Source organism: Paraflavitalea sp., assembly GCF_059502485.1.
The window spans coordinates 1,312,313-1,332,018 of record NZ_JCACET010000011.1 but is presented as its reverse complement, the minus strand read 5'-3'; the positions used below and the strand labels follow the sequence as shown (position 1 = coordinate 1,332,018).

General features: G+C 46.4%; 11 protein-coding genes. 4 read left to right on the top strand and 7 right to left on the bottom strand.

The genetic code is table 11. The features are described from left to right. Positions 1-144: 144 nt before the first annotated feature. The 6 genes from AC5JBY_RS33030 to AC5JBY_RS33005 all read right to left on the bottom strand — a co-directional run bounded on the left by AC5JBY_RS33030 (position 145) and on the right by AC5JBY_RS33005 (position 12,150). Positions 145-2,958: a tetratricopeptide repeat-containing sensor histidine kinase gene (locus tag AC5JBY_RS33030; protein WP_495908986.1), complete on the bottom strand. Its 2,814-nt coding sequence runs from the start codon at positions 2,956-2,958 to the stop codon at positions 145-147. Continuing rightward, positions 2,891-5,491, bottom strand: a complete 2,601-nt coding sequence (locus AC5JBY_RS33025) for a tetratricopeptide repeat-containing sensor histidine kinase (RefSeq protein ID WP_495908985.1) — start codon at positions 5,489-5,491, stop codon at positions 2,891-2,893. The genes AC5JBY_RS33030 and AC5JBY_RS33025 overlap by 68 nt, the downstream gene beginning before the upstream one ends. Positions 5,492-5,571: 80 nt before the next feature. Next, positions 5,572-7,980, bottom strand: coding sequence for a tetratricopeptide repeat-containing sensor histidine kinase (locus tag AC5JBY_RS33020; protein WP_495908984.1), 2,409 nt, complete (start codon positions 7,978-7,980; stop codon positions 5,572-5,574). Next, positions 7,970-10,582 carry a histidine kinase dimerization/phosphoacceptor domain -containing protein gene (locus AC5JBY_RS33015; RefSeq protein WP_495908983.1) on the bottom strand — a complete coding sequence of 871 codons (2,613 nt, stop codon included), beginning with the start codon at positions 10,580-10,582 and terminating at the stop codon, positions 7,970-7,972. The genes AC5JBY_RS33020 and AC5JBY_RS33015 overlap by 11 nt, the downstream gene beginning before the upstream one ends. Before the next feature lie 161 nt (positions 10,583-10,743). Further along, positions 10,744-11,136, bottom strand: coding sequence for a DUF3574 domain-containing protein (locus AC5JBY_RS33010; protein ID WP_495908982.1), 393 nt, complete (start codon positions 11,134-11,136; stop codon positions 10,744-10,746). A gap of 63 nt (positions 11,137-11,199) precedes the next feature. Continuing rightward, on the bottom strand, positions 11,200-12,150 hold the full coding sequence (locus AC5JBY_RS33005; RefSeq protein WP_495908981.1) for a hypothetical protein: 951 nt from the start codon (positions 12,148-12,150) through the stop codon (positions 11,200-11,202). 794 nt (positions 12,151-12,944) lie between these two features. Between AC5JBY_RS33005 and AC5JBY_RS33000 the strand changes: the two genes are divergently transcribed. The 4 genes from AC5JBY_RS33000 (at position 12,945) to AC5JBY_RS32985 (ending at position 18,990) form a co-directional block, all read left to right on the top strand. After that, positions 12,945-14,045: a DUF4856 domain-containing protein gene (locus AC5JBY_RS33000; RefSeq protein ID WP_495908980.1), complete on the top strand. Its 1,101-nt coding sequence runs from the start codon at positions 12,945-12,947 to the stop codon at positions 14,043-14,045. Between the two features lie 97 nt (positions 14,046-14,142). Next, a complete protein-coding gene (locus AC5JBY_RS32995; RefSeq protein ID WP_495908979.1) occupies positions 14,143-15,231 on the top strand; it encodes an imelysin family protein in 1,089 nt (362 codons plus the stop codon). Continuing rightward, positions 15,218-16,582 carry an HTTM domain-containing protein gene (locus AC5JBY_RS32990; protein ID WP_495908978.1) on the top strand — a complete coding sequence of 455 codons (1,365 nt, stop codon included), beginning with the start codon at positions 15,218-15,220 and terminating at the stop codon, positions 16,580-16,582. The genes AC5JBY_RS32995 and AC5JBY_RS32990 overlap by 14 nt, the downstream gene beginning before the upstream one ends. Next, positions 16,579-18,990 carry a TonB-dependent receptor domain-containing protein gene (locus tag AC5JBY_RS32985; RefSeq protein WP_495908977.1) on the top strand — a complete coding sequence of 804 codons (2,412 nt, stop codon included), beginning with the start codon at positions 16,579-16,581 and terminating at the stop codon, positions 18,988-18,990. The genes AC5JBY_RS32990 and AC5JBY_RS32985 overlap by 4 nt, the downstream gene beginning before the upstream one ends. Here the strand turns inward: AC5JBY_RS32985 and AC5JBY_RS32980 are convergent. After that, positions 18,975-19,655, bottom strand: a complete 681-nt coding sequence (locus AC5JBY_RS32980; RefSeq protein ID WP_495908976.1) for a response regulator transcription factor — start codon at positions 19,653-19,655, stop codon at positions 18,975-18,977. The genes AC5JBY_RS32985 and AC5JBY_RS32980 overlap by 16 nt on opposite strands. Positions 19,656-19,706 lie beyond the last annotated feature (51 nt).

Sequence of the window (19,706 nt, the reverse complement as noted above, 5' to 3'; positions counted from 1 at the left end):
AGATCAAATGGCAGCGTGGTTGGGGTACAATAGAGCAGTACAAAAATAGTCAATTCCCTCATTTGTGCGGTTAAATTTATCCATGGCCGGTTTAATACGTCAGAATTGCCCTGGTATCATCCGTTATCCTCTTTTTGAGTGATCTCAACTTGGGTAACTGGTTCCCCGGTAAGGCGGCAGCACCTTCATAAAAATGATCTCTATATGCGTGCCCTCTTTGCTTTCGATATTATACCGGCCATTGAAATCCCGGCACAAACCCTTCATCAGGTTGAGGCCGAGGGAGCTTTTGGGAAAAAGATCAGGGTCGATCTGCAGACCAATACCATTATCTGAAATATTCAGGATGAGTTCTTCTTCGTTCAGTTGCTTGAGCGATACATGTACCTGTCCACGTTCCCGGCCGGTAAAAGCATGCTTGAATACATTGGTTACAGCCTCGTTGATGATCAATCCGAGCGGAATAGCCTGCGTTACGTCCAGCGCTACCGGTTCAATATCCATTACAAACACAATACGGGTACGGGTTACGAAACTATCCCGCAGGTAATCCACCAGCTCGGGAATATAGATGTCCATGTTGATCGTGGAAATATTGTCTGTCTGGTAGAGCTTCTGGTGGATAAGCGACATGGCCTGCACGCGGTGCTGGCTGTCATGCACTGCAGCCAGCGCTTCGTCCTTCAGGTAGGCCGATTGCGATTGCAGCAGGCTCGATACAACCTGCAGATTGTTCTTTACCCGGTGGTGTACCTCTTTCAATAACCACTCCTTTTCTTCAAGCAGGCCGTTCAGCCGCTCGTTCTTTTCACTGATCGCCCGGTTATTGCGGTTTTTGATGCGGTATTGATTATACAACAACCCCATGATCACGAGCAGCAGCACGATGCCGGCAAATGTCATCTTCTTGATGAAATTAGCCTGCTTGAGTTGCGACTCCTGCAATTGCTCCTTGTTGTGCAATAGATCGATATTCTCCTGTTGCAATCCCAGCTCCTTTTCTTTTTGAGCCAGTTCCTGTTGTTGCTTTTCCGTGATCACTTCCTGCAACGATTGTTCTTGTTTGAGCAAGTCGATACTTTGCTGCTGTAGCAGCACATCCTTGCTCTTTTGTTCAGCCAGCGCCTGCTGCAGTAATTTTTGCCGGGTCAGCAATTCGATGTCTTTTTCCTGCAACTTGAGCTCCTGGTCCTTCTTGCCTATATCGTACTGGATTCTTAGCTCTTCTATCTGGCGGCTTTTAGTATTGTTGAACACCGAATCCTCGATAGTCTTATGTCGTCGGAAATGTGCGAGTGCTGATTCATATTGGTGTCGTGAAGAATCGATCCGGTATAACATCAGCGAAATTTCGCTAAAGCCGATCTGAGGCAAAAAGCCTTTGGGCGTTTGCAGGCTTCTAAGTAAGTAAGGAGAAGCTTTATCATAGCGCTGTGTTTCATAATAGAACTTGCCGAGTACATAAGGAACAATAGCAGCAAACATTTTATCTACGGAAGGCGCTAACCTTTCCATCCGTAGAAAATATTTTTCTGCCTCATCATATTGCTTCAGTGCCACATGACAAAGGCCCAGCGCTTCCCACTTCATCAGCGAATCGCGTAAGTAGGGAGTGATAAATTCGTTATTGGCTTTTCGTACAAAATCAAGCGCTTCAGCTGCCTGGCCATTAGCTATCATGGCCCTTGCCATTCGCTTGATCAGCACCCCATTGATCTTTCTATCACTATTACGGGCGCTGGTAAATGCCTTCTCATAATATTCGATACTTTTTTTCACCTGCCCCATATCAAGATACGAGTTGCCGATATACAGATAAAACTGATGCCGGTTATTGAGCCCGGAAGCCTCTGCGCTTTTCAGGCCCTCAAAAGCGCTGTATACCGCTTTATTATAATTCCCCTTATAAAAGTAAAAATCATATAACCGGAGATGGATCAGGTACATTTGTTTATCCTTAGCCTCCTTCAATAGTCGCTCTGCTTCAAGAAACTTACGTTCAGCCTCATCGGTCCTGCCGGAATAATCATCGATATCGCCCATCGACATATACAACCTCCCAAGATTCAGTTTGTTGCTGAAGTTCAATTGCCGGTGCATGTCCATACTGCGTTCGTAGCAGGCAAGTTTAAAAGGATAATACTTTTCTTCAAACGGTACTGCTATGCCCATATTATACCACATAACAGCGATCACTCCCTCAGGCTTTTTATAATAAGACGCTGCAATAGCTGCCTGTTTAAGACCGGTGGAGGTATCTCCGGTCACGCAATGTAGTATAGCCAGCCTGTTATAACTCAGGCTGATCAGTGCTGGTTTCTGTGTTTTTTCACTCAATATCCTTGCCTGATCATTGAAATAAAAAGCAGAATCATAATTGATCCGGAAGCTATAGATAGGATCGCTGTAATACTTCGCCCATTCCCACAGCGCATTGATTGCCTGGCTATCCGCCACCTGTGTAAGAAGCGACATGGTTTTTTTATGATTGCCATACACGAGGTGCGAGGTCATTTGCTGCCATAGCGCATACCAGGCGCCATAGCTGAAACCTGTTTTCCTGCTTAGGTCCAGTGCTTGCGAAGAATACTTCATCACACTATCTATCCAGTGAGAAACCGCTTGCCGGTTGGCATAAAAATACCCTGTCATTTCACACAGCGCCATCACTTTTACAGAGTCAGTTGGGGCATTCGATAATTTATCCAATGTCCGGTTCAGTCTTCTTTCAGCTTCCTGTTGAGCAACAACAGTAACCAGGAAACTTTGAGCAATCAGGAGCAGGAGGAGCAATACAAAACGCATGACCAATTTTACCAATTTATCCCCGATTGGCACTTGCTTTTCTGTTGTACCGATCATGGTACCGGTTGTATGATGTACGGTGCTGTTAACTATGCGTAGTTGCTGCCGGCTGATAACTATGCCTGTTGAAAACAACCTGAATATGTGTGCCATTATAGCTTTCGATCGTATATCGCCCATTGAAGTCCCTGCACAAGCCTTTCATCAGGTTTAGGCCCAGTGAGTTCCTGGGCATATCCGAAGCGTTGGCAGGTAGTCCGGTTCCATTATCGGAAATCTCCAGCATTAGATCCTCTTCGTTCAATGACTGCAACGAAATACGAACCTGACCCCGCTCTCTGTCTGGAAAAGCATGCTTGAAGATATTCGTCACAGCTTCATTGATGATCAGGCCGAGGGGAACAGCCTGCGTCACGTCGAGCGCTACCGGAGCTATGTCCATGACGAATACGATGCGTGTGCGGGTTAAAAAACTGTCCTTTAGATAATCTACCAACTCAGGAATATAAGTATCCATGTTGATAGTAGACACATTATCGGTCTGATAGAGCTTCTGGTGGATGAGCGACATGGCCTGCACCCTGTGTTGGCTGACATGCACGGCTGCCAGTGCTTCGTCCTTAAGATAAACTGATTGCGATTGCAGCAGACTCAATACCACCTGTAGATTGTTCTTAACCCGGTGATGTACTTCTTTCAGCAGCCATTCCTTTTCCTCCAGCAGCTTGTGCAGTTCGTCATTCTGTTCACTGATCCGGCGGTTGTTCCGGTGCTTGATGCGGTATTGGTTATACAATAACCCAACGATCACCAGCAGCAGGAGGATGCCCGCGATCGTCATCTTTTTGATAAAGTTGGCCTGCCTCAGTTGTGATTCCTGTAGTTGTTCCTTGTTGTGCAGTAAACCTATATTCTCTTCCTGCAGTCCTAATTCCTTTTCTTTTCGTTCCAGCTCCCGCTGTTGTTTATTGGAAACCATTTCCTGCAATGATTGCTGTTGCTTGAGCAGATCGATGCTTTGTTGCTTTAATAACACATCTTTCCCCTTTTGCTCCGCCAGTGATTGCTGCAACAACTTTTGCTTTGTGAGCAATTCAATATCCTTTTGTTGCAGCAGGAGCGTCTGGTCTTTCTTTTCAATATCATATTGCACTTTCAACTCTGCTATCTGCCTGCTTTTAGTAGCACTGAAGAGAGAGTCGGTGAGCCCTTTGTATTGGCGGAAATGCTGTAGTGCTGAGCTATGATCCTGCCGGGTCGAGTCGATCCGGTACAACAACAGGTGAGCTTCACTTACCCCTGTCAGAGCCGTGAATTCACGCGGATATCGAAGATATTCATAGAGGTAAGGGACTGCCTTTGCATATTGCCCGGTTTCATAATAAAACTTCCCTACCGTATAAGGAGCAATAGCTGCAAATTGCTTTTTGAGTGCAGGTACATAAGTCATCATTTGTAGGTATTGCTGCTCCGCTTCCACATATCGTCCCATACTTGCATAACAAATATCCAGCGCCTCTGTGTAAAAAAGATTCTCGAGCGGAGGGTAATTGGGGGCCCTGTTGATAGTGGTTAATAAAAGATCCAGCGCTTCTTTTGACTTTCCTGCCTTTATCATTTCTTGCGCGGTGTTCTTTATAATGATACAGTCCATATAAGAATCCGCTACATTTCTGGCTGCCTTTAAAGACAGGCTGCTGCTGTTTCCGTCATACAGGAAAAAATGCCTGATATCTTTGACTTTATATCGCTCTGCGCTTTTGATTGCTTCAAGCGAGTAATAGACCGCTTTGTCAAGGTCACCCTTATAATAATAAAGATCATGCAGGCACAGGTAGGCTTCATATATTTCAGGATATTCCGTTTGCTTAAGCAACCTGATAGCTTCAAGGTAGAGTTGTTCGGAGGTCGTTATATCACCCAGCTCATCATATATTGCACCCGTTTTCAATAAAGCTATTCCGGTATTCATTTTGTCATCCAGCTTCCTGTATATATCCAGGGCATGCTGATAGCAGGAAAGTTTGAAGGGGAAGTGATCCGGATTCCCTCGAGCGCCACCTATTTTCAGCCATGTAGCAGCAATCTGGTGAGGAGTATAGTCACGCTCGTACTCCTTCATTTCTTGCAACGCGGTCACCGTGTCACCGATATTGATATAAGTATTTAACATCCGCTGCCGGGTTTGCCGGATGAACCATGCGTCGCCAACCTCCCGGCTGATCTTCAATGCCTTCCTATAATAAACGAGTGCAGAATCATAATTAGCAGCCCGCCAGATACTATTCTTGTATACGGCTGCAGAACTGTACAGCATTTTTACCACATGAGTGTCGTATATGTTTTCAATCACTTCAAAAGCCTTGTCCACCCGGTTGCCAATGTCATATCCGTCATAAACACGGTCAAGGGCAACCCAATAACCTGCAGTATAATTGATCTTTTTACTGAGTGCCAGTGCGTGCTTCCCATAATAAATACAACTGTCCAGGTTTTCCTCGCTAATTCCATCACCACGTTGATAGTTGAGGGCGATAGCATTCAATATATCCACTTTTGCTTTAGAAGAAGAGGTATAGGAAAGTAAACGGCGTAAACTGTCCACCTGTTCCCGGTAACGCTGCGCAACAGCAGATGATGGAAAAAAGTGTATAAGCAGTATCAATATGAATAAGGCACAACGCATGGTCAATTTTACCAATTTATACCGGGTTAAAGGCTTTTTTCTGTTGTACTGATCATGGTACCGGTTGTACAATTCCTGTGCTACAAACGATCGCTGATTGATTGGTTGGTATCGACTGGCGTTTCGGCCTCATAGATATGCCTGCTGAAAACAACCTTGATATGGGTGCCGTCTCCACTTTCGATACTATACCGGCCATTGAAATCCCTGCTCAGACCCTTCATCAATTTGAGACCCAACGAGTCTTTGGAAGAGCGGGTAGGAGAGGCTGGCAAGCCAATACCATTATCAGAAATATTCAGCACCAGTTCATCCGCATTGATCGATTCCAGCGATATATGCACCTGGCCGCGCTCCCTGTCCGGGAAAGCATGCTTGAAGATATTGGTAACCGCTTCATTGATGATCAGCCCCAGCGGCACTGCCTGCGATACGTCCAGCACTACCGGTTCAATATTCAGAATAAATACAATGCGCGTCCGGGAAACAAAACTATCCTTCAGATAGTCTACCAACTCATGAATATATTCATGCATGTTGATGGTAGAAATATTGTCATCGTGGTAAAGCCGCTGATGAATAAGCGACATGGCCTGCACCCGGTGCTGGCTATCGTGCAGTGCAGCCAATGCCTCGTCTTTCAGGTTGGCCGACTGCAATTTCAACAAACTCAATATTACCTGCAGGTTGTTCTTTACGCGGTGATGTATTTCTTTGAGCAACAATTGCTTTTCTTCCAGCAGCCCTTCTTTTTCATCCAACAGAAGATTGAGCCGCTGGTTCTTTTCACTGACCGTCCGGTTATTGCGCTGCTTGATACGATATAAGTTGAATAACAGCGATAGGATAACCAACAACAGTACAATACCTCCAATCGTCATCTTTTTGATGAAGTTAGCTTGCTTCAATTGCTCACCCTGCAATAGCTGCTGACTGTTCAATAAGTTGATGTTTTCCTGCTTTAACACCAACTCTTTTCCTTTTTGAGTCAGCTCCTGCTGCTGCTTATCTGATAACACTGCCTGCAACGATTGCTCCTGCTTGAGCAGGTCGATGTCTTTTTGCTTCAGCAAAACATCTTTACCCTTTTGCTCAGCCAGGGCTTGCTGCAATAACTTTTGCCGGGTAAGCAGTTCTATGTCTTTGTCCTTTTTTTCGGTATCATATTGGATCCGTAACTCTTCAACCTGGCGGTTCCTGTTTACATTGTAAATGGAGTCGGAGATGAACTTATAAGAACGATAATGGTTTATTGCCGATAGATATTGACCCTGTGTCGAATCGATCCGGTACAATAAATACGTTACTTCCCTGATGGCGTGTATGGGCAGACCACTTTTGTGAATAGTAAGACAGGAATTCAGATAGGGAACAGCTTTGTCGTATTGTTTGGTCTTGTAGTAAAATTTGCCGATCATATACGGGCAATTAGCCTCAAAATATTTATTGACCCTGGGCGACAAAGCTTCCATGCGCAGATAGTATTTTTCTGCTTCGCCATATTGCTTCAGCGCCATGTGACAGGAAGCCATAGCGTCATAGATCATTATCGTGTCCTCAGCCAGGGGAACGTTAAATTCCTTGCTGGCCTGTTGTACGAATGCAAGCGCTTCCTTTTCTTTTCCGATGGTGACCATGATCTCTGCCACACGCTTGATCAGCGAACCATTCATCTGCTTGTTGGTAGTCCGTGCGCTTTCTAAGGCCTTGTTGTAATATTCAAGAGATCGCTCTGGATGAACTACATCGTAATAGACATTCCCTACATTTTGATAGTACTGACTTATATTTTTGAGATCACTTGCTTCTGCAGCTTTTAATCCTGCCAGCGCGTAATGTATGGCCTTATCCAGATTACCATTATAAATATAGAGATTATAGAGTCTGGAGTGCACATTGAACATGGCATTGTTCTTCCCTTCCAGCATCAGTCGTTCAGCTTCGAGGTAGGTACGTTCTGCAAGATCAATTTGATCGCGGTAGTCGTAAATATCTCCCATCGACATGTATAATTCCCCCAGTTCTGACTTGTCTTTCTTGCCGTTTTGGCGATGAATGGCAAGGCTGCGTTCATAGCAAGCCATTTTGAAAGACAAGTTGGCTTCTCTAAGTGGTAGTTTTAAACCTATATCAAGCCACATGTGAGCGATATCACCTGGTTCTTTATAATACGAGCTGGCTTTAAGGGCATGCGAGAGTGCAGCAGCTGTATCATTCTTTTGACTGAATACATAGGCCAGTTTTTTATGACTGTTATGGAGAAAATACGTTGTATGTAGCTTTTCACTCAGCAGTAAGGCCTGATTGAAAAAATACAAGGCAGAATCAAAATTGATCCGGCGGCCATGATCCGGCTCAGCATACTGGCTGCCCCTTCGCCACAGCGTCTCGACAGTGTTGCTGTCTCCTGATTGATCAGGCTGTTTCTGGGCCAGGGCTGCTGACGAGTATGCCAATAAGAACAACAGAAAATAAGGTTTACGCATCATGACTGGTTGGTTGAAGGTGAGAAGATGCTGACGGCTCGTAAATATGCCTGTTGAAGATAACCTGAATATGAGTACCATCCTTGCTTGCTATGGTATACCGGCCGCTGAAGTCGTTACACAGGCCCTTCATCAGGTTCAGGCCCAGGGAGTTTTTAGAGTAACTGGTAGCGTCGGCTGGCAGTCCTATGCCATTATCGGCAATGTTCAGCACCAGCTCGGCTGAATTCAGTTGCTTCAACGAGATATTGACTTGTCCACGTTCCCTGCCGGTAAAAGCATGTTTGAAAATATTGGTAACAGCTTCATTGAGGATCAAACCGAGCGGCACAGCCTGTGTCACTTCCAATCCTATAGGATCTATGTCTGTGATAAACGTGATACGTGTGGGCGTAACAAAGCTTTCCTTCAGGTAGGCCATCAGCTCGGGGATATACATTTCCATATTGATAGCCGAGATATTATCGGACTGATACAGCTTCTGGTGAATAAGCGACATGGCTTGCACACGGTGCTGACTGTCATTGACGGCTGCCAGCGCTTCATCCTTTAGATAGATTGACTGCGACTGCAGCAAACTTACTACCACCTGTAAGTTATTCTTTACCCGGTGATGCACCTCTTTGAGTAGCCACTCTTTCTCTTCCAGCAGGTTGTGCAACTGGCCATTTTGTTTACTAATAGCCTGGTTGTTGCGGTATTTGATGCGGTATTGATTGTATAGCAGCCCAACAATGATCAGCAGTAGCACAATGCCAGCTACTGTCATTTTTTTGATGAAATTGGCTTGCCGTAGCTGTGATTCCTGCAACAGCTCCTTGTTATGCAATAAACCGATGTTTTCAACCTGTAATCCCAGTTCCTTCTCCTTTCGTTCCAGTTCCCGCTGTTGCCGGTTGGTGATCATCTCCTGCATGGATTGCTGTTGCTTTAGCATGTCGATGTTTTGTTGTTTCAACAATACATCTTTGCTCTGTTGCTCTGCAAGCGATTGTTGCAGCAGCTTTTGCTTGGTAAGCAATTCTATATCCTTTTGCTGCAACAGCAAGGTCTGGTCTTTCTTTTCAATGTCGTACTGTACCTTCAATTCGGCGATCTGCTGACTTTTAGTAGTGTTGAAGACGGAATCGGCAATCTCTTTATAAGTACGGAAATGCTGCAGAGCAGCCGTATGATCCTGTCGGGCTGAGTCGATCCTGTACAGTAACAAATGCACTTCACTGACACCTGTGAGGGCTGTGAATTGTCGGGGAGACCGGAGATACTGCAGCAGGTAAGGTTCCGCCTTGGCGTATTCCCTGTTCTCATAATAAAACTTTCCGATGGTATAAGGCGCAAGAACGGCAAACTGTTCCTTCACAGAAGAGGCATATTGCTCCATTTGCAAATAATATTGCTCGGCTTCCTGATACCGGCCCAATGCTGCATAGCAAATACCCAATACCTCTGCATGGATCATCCTGGTAAGAAAAGAGTAATTGGATGCTTTCCGGGTGTCGGCCAGTGCATATTCAAGCGCCTCCCGGGCTTTCCCTTCCTTCACCATTGCTTTTACAGTCCCTTTGAGGATAGTGGCATGCGTGTGATCGTTTTTTTCAACCTGCCCCGGTCTGTTGCCCGTATCATCATACCGGAAAAAATGCGGGAAATCTTTAATGCCGTTCTTCTGCGCACTTCTTTCAGCTTCAAGCGAATAATGAACAGCCTTATCGAGATCGCCACGGTAATAATATAGATCGTGCAGGCGAAGGAGAGCTTTATAAAGACTTGGATAACCCGTTTGTTTCAATAAAGCAGTTGCTTCAAGATAATACCTTTCGGCCGCTACAGCATTACCCTCGTCGTCGTATATATCGCCCATCCTCAATAGCACTTCACCCGTGTGAGTCTTGTCGCCAAGCGATCTGTAAATGTCGAGCGCACGTTGATAACAAAAAAGCCTGAATGGAGGATAGCCGGTCATCTCAGGTCCGTAGGTACTAATGGCATACCAGGCGTTAGCTACATACTTCGGTTTGTTTTCCCGTTCGAATACATTCATCTCGCGCAGCACCCTTGCCGTGTCGCCCATCATGGCATAGCAACTGATAATACGTGTCTTACTGTCACAGATGAAAAACTCATTGCCTATCTTTTCGCTGATCATTAACGCCTTGCGATAAATAATAAGCGCCGAATCCCTGTTAGGCTTTCGCCAGATGCTGCCCTGATACACGACCCCCGAGCTATACAATATCCTTACTACATGCGTATCATAAATATTCTCAATAACCTCAAACGCTTTGGGAATATTATCTGCGATGGCATATGAGTCGTAAGTACGATCAAGCGCCTCCCAGTAACCCTTTATATAATGGATCTTTTTACTCAGCGCCAGCGCTTGTTTACTATAATACAAAGCGCTGTCAGGCTTTCGGGTGGGCAACACAAAACCATGCATATAGACAGACGCGATATCGCACAACAGGTCGACGCGGGCAGTAGGAGAGGATGTTTGCCTGAGTTGGTGGAACAGCTCATTCAATTTTTGTCGGGCCTCCTGCGCAATAGTTGTAGACAGAAAACCGGTTATAAGCAGCAGTATGGTGAGCGGTATACGACGCATTTTCCTGGTAGTTTGAAAACGGGTAGAACCCGGATAGGATACGTCACTCAATTACTGCCATGCCGGTACGGGCGGTTCATTCAAGGCAGGTAGTAATAAACCACAATTTAACCAATTTATGCGCTTGGGTGATTACTTATTCCCTTGTATTAATCAGCGTGTCAATTGTACAATTTATCGTGTCCCTTCATATCCACACGCAACACGGCCTGCTGCCGGTAGCGCTGCATGTATACCTGTACCAGTGTATCCAGTCGGGCCTGACGGACTTTGCTCCTGGGACCAATAAAGGTGAGCACTTTGGTAGGCTCTGTGATAGTTGTATGTAATTGGGTATCACGCCATTTGCCGGTGGCATCCCTTTCCGTATACCCTTCCGGGAATTGTAGCGCCACCACGCTGTCGCTGAACCATTGCCATTCACCAGTCGTTACCTGTCCGCCACCCGGAATACTCAGGCCAAAATACAGGTCGGTCCGTTGAGTAGTGGCACAGCTACAAAACAGCCACATTATCAAGATTATGGGAATAGTAAATAGTAAGGTTTTTTTCATGCCACAAAGTTGCCGCCCTCACGCACAACTGGCAACGACTACTTAGTAATTGGTCGCAATCGATCAGCCACTGACAGCTGCTGGCTCCGTCAGCTCCCACACCCTCCCTCGCCGGTGCTTCAGCCTACGCACAACTAAACCCTTCTTTATAACCTCGCTGGCTTTCCGCCTTTCCACGCCTTGGTTAATCTTAACAGGCTGAACGTTGTCGCCCTGGTTCGTGTCCTCACGAACCAGGGCATCGCCTTGACTCTGAACGCTCGACTCACAACGCTGAACTGCTTCTACCACCTGCAACGCACTTCCTTTCACCAACACTTCACGTCCATCTACCAACTTATAAAACTCGACACCCAGCACCTGTATCAACACTTCGCCTGGTTTTACCTTCACCTGGTGTTCAAAACAAATCACATCCCGCGTTTTCTTCCGCAATGGCAACAGTTCACTAAACTTAAAATCCCGTATATAATGCTGACGAACAAGATCGATCGATGCTCCGCCAGACACGATCCGGAAATGCGTAGCATCGTCTGGAAATACATTTCGTTTCCGGGCAATAAAAGAAGGGATGGATACACTGAATACACCAGAAGCAACATCCATGGAATTCGTGAACTTTAAATGCCAGGCCTCTTTCATCGGCAACTGCTTATTGAAATCAAAGCCATTCAACAAACTGAAATCACCATTACAGGCACGCCGGCTTCCCAGGTCATTCGCTGGATCGTGTTGAGCGATCAGATGCAGCAGACCATTCATGCGCCCATTAAGCGAAGAGCCAATCATACCATTTAATGCTGGCCCCAGCGCATACCTTAATGCTGCACTATCCTGAACGGCCATCTTGAATTCACTGGCATTGCGACGCGTTAGGCCAAAGTTCTCATGCGTCAGCACTTTTTCACGTGTTGGTCCGGTTTTTCTGCCTGCTATATTACCATTTTCAGTCAAACGGTAAGTTGTTTCTGCGAGCAATCCGCGAAGTTGAATAGGACTTATGACCTTTGCCATAAATGTTGGTTTTAAAAGTTATCAATAGAATACAGGTTTCACTTAGTTATTACCCACTACGTTGTCATTTCGAACCCTGCCATACGTACTTGCATCTCTACGAAATAAACAGGGTGAGAAATCTGCCATCGAAGAATGCGGCTTCAGCTCGTAACCCAAAGCTCGAAGCTTCTTCACCCAATTCCAAATCTCCATGATCCCAAACGATCTATGTGAGGCCAGATTATCCGAAGTGGCGTGTCTTGGCTTGGTATGGCTGAGATTGGCTTGCTCTGCTACTACGCTCGAGAGAGTTTGCTTCATATTTGAAGTATATCAGGAGTTATCTAAAAGCAAGCTGAAGGCAAGATGAAAGCAAGGTAATTGCAAGACAATAGCAAGACGACAATCCTCAAATGCAGACTGGATGCGGAAAACGCTGTTTAAGTTGTTGCGAAGCAACAAGTAGGGGAGAAACAAAAAGGCAATATAAACAACTATAATTCTGAATTTCCGAACACGACATTGTCATAATCATTTCTTAACGCAAAATATTGCGGCTTCGTTCAGGTTAATCATCAAATAATTTGTATGAACAATTCATTCGAGCCTGTAAATGCCCGTTTAAGGTCACGGTTTGTCGATATTTAACTGTGTGCATACCACACTAACCAATTCAATCCTGTAATCATTCTAAACTGATTCTGAATTTAACGTCACTCCATTGTCAGTAAAGGCGCGGCCAGTTCCTTTTTACTCATCTCGTAAAAGCACACGCAATATGGAAAATAATTTTGTGAAAAATATAACTGACAATGACTAAAGGATTACTATCCCTCTTATCCGCTTCTGTGTTGATCGCTTCAGTATCCTCTTGCAATAAAGACGATGATGCTCCTCAATATACAGTTCCAACAACCTACACTTTCGATAACGTGGAATACAAAGAATCAGGTGCCCGCGTGAGCATGTGGGTTGGCTATACCGGTATATTGGGTAGGTCCAACGTGCGCCAGTTGAGCCAGGATACCATCAACAACCTGTGGACCAATACCAAAACTTCTTTTACTGCTGAAACCGCTGCTGGTATTCCTTATACACACGATGTACTGAATACGCTTGCATTTAGCCTGGCAACCAAAACTACGGATGCTGCTACCTTCAAAACATTGGCCGACTCTATGGTGAAGATCAGCCAGTACTACAATACGCCAGCTTCTAAAGGCGTAGCCGGCAAGATCGGTACCCGTATCTTCAACTACTCAGGCCTCGAATTCAACCAGGCAGTTGCCAAAGGTTTGATGGGTGCACTGCAACTGAGCAATATAAACAGCATCTTCGATAAAATAGCTACCGACGACAACAATACAGTAGTACCCGGATCTGGTACTGCTATGCAGCACAACTGGGACCTTGCTTTTGGTTACGTTGGTATACCTAAAGATTACGATTCTGGTAAAGCATACACCAATGCAATGCCCGACAGGCCATTTGCTGTAGGTGGATATTTTGCTGAAAGAGGTAAATACATTCAGGCTGGTGGAAAAGTGTTCGAAGCATTCCGCAAAGGCCGCGCTGCCATCGTAGCAAAAGACTATGCAGGCCGCGATCAGGCCATCGCTACCATCAGGGAGTATATTGAAAAAACAATTGCAGCTGCCGCATATTACTATATCACCGCAGCTCAAACACAAGCCGAACTGTCTGCTAAGTTCCACGGACTGTCAGAAGGATATGGATTTGCACTGGCACTGAAATACCGCGCTGCCAACAGCAAACTCACCGCTGCCAACTACCAGGCTTTGCTCGACATCATGAACACCAATTTCTATACGTTGGCCGAGGATGCCAGCAACACCAAGCTTAAACAGGCGCAAGCCATTTTCACGACAGCCTATGGTCAGTTGCAACCCTAAGACAACATATAACAACCATATTGCCGGCAGGCCCACTGTTTTGAACAGGGCCTGCCTTTGGCTTTAAAACAAACGTATCAAAACAACTAAAAATATCATGAACAGAAAGCTTTTCAGGACCGGGATCGTAGGAGCAGCGTTGGCGGCTGTTGTGTTATACGCTTGCAGCAAAGGCGGAGACGGTGATGGTGGCGGCACAGCCAACAACGACGCCTTCAAAACCGAAATGCTCACCAACTATGCCGACAATATCATCACGCCGGCTTATACGAATCTGCAAGCGAAACTTGGTTTGCTGGAAACGAGTGTGAACGCCTTTATAGCCACGCCTTCAGTGGGCACGCAAGCCACATTGAAGACCGCCTTCAAAGATGCCTGGCTGGGCTTTGAAAATGTATCAGCAGCTTACTTTGGGCCTGGCGCGGCACTGCTGCTCAACAGTTCCATCAATACCTGGCCCGCCGTGCCAGCCAAAATAGAAGCAGGCATTCAGTCTGGCACTTACAACTTTACTATACCGGTAGCTTCCGATAGCATACAGGGATTCCCGGCACTCGATTACCTGCTGTTCTCTACAGACGCAGTACAAAAGTTTGCCGATGCTGGCGCTGCCAACCGTAAGAAATATGTACAGGATGTGATCACACGCATGAAGTCATTGGTCGATAACACCCTTAACCAATGGAAAGGGGCTTACCGCACAACTTTCGTTAGCTCGCTTAAGACCGATGTGGGCAGTTCCATTGGTGCGCTGATCAACCAGTTTGCCTTTGAAATGGATGCTATGAAAGGCCCCCGCATTGGCTGGCCCTTCGGCAAACAGTCCAATGGAATTGTATTTGCCGATAAATGCGAAGGATACTATGCAGGATTTTCCGCCGACCTGGCCATTGCCAATCTCACGAGCCTCAAAAACTATTTCACCGGTGGTACAGGCAAAGGCATTGATGATTACCTCATCCTGCTGAAAAAAGATAAACTCAACAGCGATGTACTGGCCCAGTTTGATGTGGCACTCAATACCCTCAAAGCAATACCAGCGCCCTTGTCAGCCTCTTTTACCAACAACGCCAACCTCGTAGAAGCAGCCTACAAAGAAGTGCAGAAACTATTAACGTTGATCAAAACAGATGTGGCTTCAGCTACGGCAGTACAGATAACCTACATGGATAATGACGGTGACTAAGTTGCATGCAGCCGGCAGACCGGTGTCCATTACCCCGCTCGTTACCTTCCGCATCGTGTTTGGATTGCTGATGTTCTTCAGCATCGGGCGCTTTTGGTGGAGAGGCTGGGTTACGACTGTGTACATCAAGCCGGAATTCCATTTTACCTATTGGGGGTTCGAATGGGTGCAGCCATTAGGCAGCATGGGCATGCACGTCCTTTTTGCCTGCATAGCCCTGTCGGCTTTATGCATCGCCATCGGGTTGTGGTATCGTGTCGCGGCAGTAGTTTTCTTTCTCAGCTTTACCTATGTAGAGTTGATAGACCTGACTACATACCTCAACCACTACTACTTCATCAGTCTGGTAGCCTTCCTGCTGATCTGGTTGCCGGCCAATCGCCACTACTCGGTAGATGTATGGCGCCGTCCACAATTGCACAAAACGGAAGTGCCTGCCTGGACCATTGGGATATTGCGTTTTCAAATGGCAATCGTGTACATCTTTGCCGGTATTGCAAAGCTCGATGCTGACTGGCTGCTGCACGCAGAGCCTATGCGCACCTGGCTGCCTTCCAAAAGCCACCTGCCCATCATTGGTAAATACATGTATGCAACCTGGGTAGCGTACCTGTTCTCCTGGTTTGGCGCTGTATATGATCTGTTCATTGTATTCTTCCTGCTGAATAGAAGAACAAGGCCGGTGGCCTATGGATTTGTGCTGATCTTTCACATTGCTACCGCTATTTTCTTCCCGGGCATTGGCATGTTCCCCTATGTTATGATCGCTGCAAGCCTTATTTTCTTCAGCGGTCAGTTTCATAAAAAATTGTTATCGCGCTTACCATTCTATAAAAGCATGGCCCAGGCGCCGGTGCAACAACCTGCTTACCAATTTCGGTGGGGCAGGCCCATGATGTTGGCCGTTGCCTTGTACGTCTTATTGCAGTTGCTGATACCTATGCGTTTCCTCGCATATCCCGATCGGCTCTTCTGGACCGAAGAAGGCTATCGCTTCTCATGGCGCGTAATGCTGATGGAAAAATCAGGAGCAGCTTACTTCACGGTAAAAGACAGCACTGCCCGATATGGCTATGCTGTCAACAACAGCGAGTTCCTTACTCCCTTGCAGGAAAAGATGATGAGCACACAGCCCGACATGATCCTTAAATACGCACACCACCTGGCCCGTGAATACAAGAAAAGAGGCGTACAGCATCCGGAAGTATATGGAGAAATATATGTCTCACTCAACGGAGAACGCTCCCGCTTATTTATAGATTCATCGGTCAACCTGGCTCAACAGCAACAAGGTTGGCAACATTACAATTGGATATTACCCTATAAACTACCCGTAACAGAACAGAAATGAAACAGCCGCTTTTGATCATCATTGGTATTTTGCTATCTGTAACAGCATGGACGCAGCAGGGGGCACCCTTTTCTATCAGTGGCACCATACAATCGGGCGACGAAACGGTGCCCAACGCCACTGTACAGCTATTGCCAATCACGTCAGGCAGGCTTACCAATGATCATGGTTACTTTCGTTTTGCACAGCTCAACCCAGGCACTTACGCTATTAAAGTCACGGCGTTGGGATATAAAGAATACAGCGATACCATTACACTCACGAATAAAAACATTACACTCAACATCCGTCTTCTTGCAGCAGAAGCACAAGACCTCGAAGGCGTGTTGGTGGTATCCAAAAAACAGGAAGCGGTTTCCGGCAAACTGCGCGATGTGGCTGGCACAGCCATTTATGCGGGGAAAAAGACAGAGTTGATCAACCTGCGCTACATCAATGGTAACCTCGCCACCAACAACACCCGCCAGATCTATGCCCGCATCCCCGGCCTCAATATCTGGGAATACGACCGGGGAGGTTTGCAACTGGGCATTGGGGGCAGAGGCTTGAGCCCCAACCGTTCTTCCAACTTCAACATAAGGCAAAATGGATACGATATCAGTGCTGATGCGTTGGGATATCCGGAAAGCTATTACACGCCGTCTGCCGAAGCCCTTGACAGGATCGAGATCATCCGTGGTGCAGCCAGTCTGCAATATGGTCCCCAGTTTGGTGGTCTTGTCAACTTCATCATGAAAGAAGGCCCGCGCGAAAAGCCCATAGAAGTTACTTCCCGTCAATCAGTAGGCTCCTTTGGTTTCTTCAACTCCTTCAACAGCATTGGAGGCACTATTGCCAATAAGAAACTCAACTACTACACCTTCTATCAATACAAGCAGGGCGATGACTGGCGACCCAACAGCCACTACGATCAGCACAATGCCTACCTGCACCTCGCTTATGATTTTACGCCCCGTCTTAAAGTCACTGCAGAGTATACTTTCATGAAATACCTGGCACAACAGCCCGGCGGACTTACCGATGCACAGTATAAAGAAGATGCCGCTGTTTCAGTTCGTTCACGCAACTGGTTCCGCGTCAACTGGAACCTGATCAGCCTCTCGGCAGATTATGTATTCAATGACAACACGAGGCTCAACTGGCGCAACTACACCTTACAGGGTGGGAGAGAAGCCCTCGGTATTCTTTCTTACATCAACCGTCCCGACTATGGCGGCAACCGCGACCTGATGTCCGACAAATACAACAACTGGGGATCGGAGCTGCGCTTCATTCACCAGTACAACCTCTTCAATCAGCAGCCAAGCACTTTCCTGGTAGGAACACGTTATTATAAAGGATTGACCAATCGTAAACAAGGTGATGCCAACGATGGCGCAGAAGCCGATTTCTATTTCCTCGGCCCTGAGCCCAACAAATCACAATACCGCTTCCCGGGCACCAACCTGGCAGCCTTTGCCGAGAACATCTTCCGCATCAACAAAAACTGGAGCATCACACCTGGCATTCGTTTTGAGCACATCAACACCAAGGCCGATGGCTATTACTACAAGCAGAACATCTTTATAGACGATGAGAAGATCATGGAAACCAAATCCAACCCGCGATCATTCGTGTTGCTGGGCATTGGTACATCCTATAAGATGAAAAACGGAGCAGAGATATATGCCAACATCTCACAGAACTACCGTTCCATCAACTTCAACGACATTCGCGTCCTCAATGCCAATGCAAGAGTAGACCCGAACCTGAAAGATGAAACAGGCTTCAACATTGACCTCGGCGTGCGTGGCAATTACAAAAACTGGCTCTATGCAGACCTGAGCGTCTTTTACCTGAAGTACAATGACCGCATCGGTTCCATCTTTACAACCGATACGAGCTTCATGACCTATCGCCTGCGGACCAATGTATCCGACAGCCGCAACATGGGCATTGAAGCGCTGGTGGAAGGCGATATCCTCAAAGCCATTTATCAGGAGCGTGCAAAATTCAAACTGAACCTATACACAAGCCTTTCCCTGATCGATGCCAAATACATCAATACGAAGAATACAGCCATTGCCGATAAGTTGGTAGAAAATGTACCACCAGTGCTGGTGCGTACAGGCGTATCATTCGGCAATCCCCGTTTCAACATTACGGCCCAATATGCTTATCAGGCAAAGCAATACTCTGACGCAACAAATACAGAAGAAACTCCTACAGCGGTAGATGGCGCAATTCCTGCCTTCAGTGTAATGGACCTAAGTCTCAGTTACAACTGGCGGATGTTCACCCTGTATACAGGCGTCAATAACATTACCAATGAAAAGTATTTCACACGTCGTGCAGATGGTTATCCGGGACCTGGCATTCTTCCGGCCGATAAGCGGAACTTCTATGCCACGCTTCAGTTCAAATTATAAGTAAGGCGATAGCCGATACCATACACCGTTTCAATAAGGTCGTCGCATCCGGCGGCCTTTAATTTTTTCTTCAGGTTCTTTACATGTACATACAGCGCGCTGAAATCGTCGGGCGTTTCGGTGCTGCTGGTGGAGAGATAGCGGGATAATGTATTCCGGGAGATTACTTTGTTTTTATTCAGGGCGAGGTGCAGCAGCAGGTCATATTCGCGGCGGGTAAGCGCAATTGGTGAGCCTTGCATGGTTACCATGCGTCCGGGAACATGGATCACTAGCTTATTGAAGTTGATTTGTTCACTTCCTTCGAGACTTTCCTGTTGTAGAATACCTTGCAGTTGCTCATGCAGCGCGGGCAAAGTATACGGCTTCGGGAGCGTAGCCATACCAAGCCCTTCCATCTTAGGCATAGTGACAACGGTGTTGGCGGTAAAAGTCAGGACCGTTTTCTTGTCCAGCTTCGATTGGCGAAGGAACTTCAATAACTCAAACTCCTGGTCTTCAAGCGTGGCGATATTACACACAACAGCATCATAATAATGAGCCGACAAAGCCTCCTGCCCGCTGGCAGGCGTCTTGTGCAGTTCACACCAGTGGCCCTCCGCTTTCAGGAAAATGTCAACCTTTCTCGTTAAAACCTCATCATTATCAATAACCAGGATCTTCATGCCCAATATATACGGGCAAAACAAAGAATGGTTTCTAAAGGAATTCTGAAG

Coding starts and splice junctions, on each gene's coding strand:
- AC5JBY_RS33030 (WP_495908986.1), bottom strand. CDS start 2,958: ATGGCACACATATTCAGGTTGTTTTCAACAGGCATAGTTATCAGCCGG.
- AC5JBY_RS33025 (WP_495908985.1), bottom strand. CDS start 5,491: ATGCGTTGTGCCTTATTCATATTGATACTGCTTATACACTTTTTTCCA.
- AC5JBY_RS33020 (WP_495908984.1), bottom strand. CDS start 7,980: ATGATGCGTAAACCTTATTTTCTGTTGTTCTTATTGGCATACTCGTCA.
- AC5JBY_RS33015 (WP_495908983.1), bottom strand. CDS start 10,582: ATGCGTCGTATACCGCTCACCATACTGCTGCTTATAACCGGTTTTCTG.
- AC5JBY_RS33010 (WP_495908982.1), bottom strand. CDS start 11,136: ATGAAAAAAACCTTACTATTTACTATTCCCATAATCTTGATAATGTGG.
- AC5JBY_RS33005 (WP_495908981.1), bottom strand. CDS start 12,150: ATGGCAAAGGTCATAAGTCCTATTCAACTTCGCGGATTGCTCGCAGAA.
- AC5JBY_RS33000 (WP_495908980.1), top strand. CDS start 12,945: ATGACTAAAGGATTACTATCCCTCTTATCCGCTTCTGTGTTGATCGCT.
- AC5JBY_RS32995 (WP_495908979.1), top strand. CDS start 14,143: ATGAACAGAAAGCTTTTCAGGACCGGGATCGTAGGAGCAGCGTTGGCG.
- AC5JBY_RS32990 (WP_495908978.1), top strand. CDS start 15,218: ATGACGGTGACTAAGTTGCATGCAGCCGGCAGACCGGTGTCCATTACC.
- AC5JBY_RS32985 (WP_495908977.1), top strand. CDS start 16,579: ATGAAACAGCCGCTTTTGATCATCATTGGTATTTTGCTATCTGTAACA.
- AC5JBY_RS32980 (WP_495908976.1), bottom strand. CDS start 19,655: ATGAAGATCCTGGTTATTGATAATGATGAGGTTTTAACGAGAAAGGTT.